Source organism: Moorena sp. SIO2C4 (genome assembly GCF_010672485.1).
Lineage (GTDB): Bacteria > Cyanobacteriota > Cyanobacteriia > Cyanobacteriales > Coleofasciculaceae > Moorena > Moorena producens.
On record NZ_JAAHGN010001037.1, the window covers coordinates 1 to 2651 of the forward strand.

2 protein-coding genes are annotated in these 2651 nt (G+C 47.3%); one reads left to right on the plus strand and one right to left on the minus strand.

Features of this window, described 5'->3' with window-relative positions:
- A partial coding sequence (locus F6K20_RS33295) for a calcium-binding protein (protein WP_287297627.1) occupies nucleotides 1-859 on the plus strand: 859 nt, incomplete at its 5' end.
- Nucleotides 860-953: 94 nt separating this feature from the next.
- Here F6K20_RS33295 and F6K20_RS33300 read toward each other — a convergent pair.
- Complete coding sequence (locus F6K20_RS33300; protein WP_287297628.1) at nucleotides 954-2480, minus strand: DEAD/DEAH box helicase; 1527 nt, start codon at nucleotides 2478-2480, stop codon at nucleotides 954-956.
- Nucleotides 2481-2651 lie beyond the last annotated feature (171 nt).

The following is a 2651-nucleotide window of genomic DNA, read 5'->3' on the forward strand; positions in this document are numbered from 1 at the left end:
TTACAACAACTACCTCTGGGGGAATTCTGGCAGTGACTACTTGTATGGGAATGCTGGTAATGACACCCTTAGCGGTGATCTAGGTAATGACTACCTCCATGGTGGCTCTGGCAACGACTCCCTTTATGGTGGCTCTGGCAACGACACCCTTTATGGTAACTCTGGCAACGACTACCTGGATGGTGGTACAGGCAGTGACTGGATGTATGGTGGGACGGGTAATGACCGCTATGTAGTTGACAGCACCGGGGATGTGGTGACTGAATATATCAATCAGGGTATTGATAATGTAAACTCCTCCATCAGCTACACCCTAGGAGATAACCTGGAACACTTGACCCTTACTGGTAGTGCTAATAACTACGGCTACGGTAACAGCCTCAACAACAGCATCAGTGGTAACAATTCCAACAACGTCCTCTGGGGTAAATCTGGGAATGACTACTTATATGGGAATGGTGGTAATGACACCCTTGATGGTGGCTCTGGCAACGATACCCTGACCGGTGGATCTGGTAATGACTTTATCCAAGGTTATGAAGGTAGTAGTCAAGGTGAACTGGACACCCTAACTGGTGGTACGGGTGCGGATACTTTCGTCTTAGGTAAAAATGGTGTTGGCACCGAGATTGGTTACTTTGGTGATACTAGCTCAGGATTTGCGACAATCACTGACTTTAATCAGACAGAAGGTGATAAAGTTCAGCTCGGCGGTGTGATCAGTGATTACATTGTGTTTAAGCTTATTGATGTTAGTGGTACCTCAGCACTGGATACAACGCTATATTACAAGGGGGACTTAATTGCCGTCTTACAAGATGACACCAGTTTTAATATTAGCTCTGATGCAATATTTTAGATTGAATAAGACTTAGTAAATTGAGTTAGTATTGCCCCCTAATCCCTAGATTTGGGAATGGGGGCAATACTCAGTGATCACCTAATCATCCTACTCAAAAATCATCTTCTTCTTCTGACCACTTCCCCTTGGACTCAGCCGCCCTGGGGCTACTCCTAGGCTTGACCTGATAACCCTGCTCTGGCAATAACTCTAACTGCTTACCGGTCTTGGCACCTTCCGGCTGTTTGCGCCTTCGCGGTTCATTCTTGCTACCACCACCATGGCGACGCCAAGAGGTTCGTTCTTCAGAGGTATCCTCAGCTACCACTTCATACAATAACGCTACCTTCTCCCCATCTTTACCTTTACGCAATACCCGACCCAAGCGCTGGATATACTCCCGAGATGAACCAGTTCCTGACAAGATAATCGCCACTCGCGCATCGGGTACATCGACTCCCTCATTCAACACATGGGATGCCGCTAAACAGCGATACTCTCCTTCCCGAAATCGCTTCAAAATATCATGACGCTCTTTGACTGGAGTTTGATGAGTAATCGCCGGAATCAATAACTCTTGAGAAATGCGATAAAGTGTAGCATTACCATTGGTAAAAATTAACATCTTCTCTGGGTAATGCTGAGCCAGTAAATCTAGCAAAATCCTTAATTTTCCATCGGTACCCAAAGCAATTTCCTTGGCCTCCCGGTGAGCTAACATGGCACGGCGTCCGCTTTGCGATCGCGCACTTGCCATCACAAACTGCTGCCAACCTTTAATACTCCCGAGGTGAATGTTGGAGGCTCTCAAAAAATCATTGCGCAACGTCATGCAATAATTATAGCGATCGCGTTCTTTTTGGGAAAGCTTGACCTTAATCTGAATGACCTTATGGTCAGCTAGGGCTAAACCCGCCAATTGATCAGGGCTTTTCCGATAAACCTCTGGTCCTATCAAACCATTAAGATCCCAATGACGGCCATCGGAGCGGTCTGGGGTTGCTGTCAATCCTAACCGATAGGGTGCGATCGCATATTCTGCAATCACCTTATAAAAATCCGTAGGTAAGTGATGACACTCATCAAAAATCACCAAAGCGTACCGATTCCCTAAGGTTTCCGCATGAATAGTGGCACTATCATAGGTGGCGATCAGGATAGGCGTGCGATCGCGAGAACCACCCCCCAACACTCCCACCTCCACATCTGGAAAGGCTGCCTCCAGTTGAGCATACCACTGGTGCATTAAATCTAGGGTTGGTACCACAACTATGGTACTACGAGGAGTGTCTTGCATTGCCAACTGTGCCAGATAAGTCTTACCTGCTCCCGTTGGTAGCACCACTACCCCTTTACGACCGGCTTGCTTCCATGCCAATAGAGCTTCCAGTTGATGGGGATAAGGTTCCATCTCAAAACTAGATACTAGTGGCAGAGGCACAAATTCCCTAGCATCATCAATAAAATCAACCTTGTCTCTGAGTAAGCTTTCTACCAGAGGACGATAGTGAATTCCTCTGATCCGAAACTTCTCTACCCGATCATCCCAAGTCGCATACTCCACCCAAGCTTTACCCCTCGGTGGTGGATGCAAAATCAGAGTTCCCCGGTCAAAGGTTAATCTAGGGGTGCGTGGCATGAACTTAAGGACGTTTCTTTGCTATTGTCGTACCGGTTCCGTTGCATTCAGCCGTCAGCCGTCAGCAGTCAGCCTTTGGATCACGCTGCTTGAGGTGCTTTCCATAACTCAGCATTATTCGAATGCTTACCTGTTTTCTTGATGCAAAGCGCGAGTGGGGGAAACCCCCGC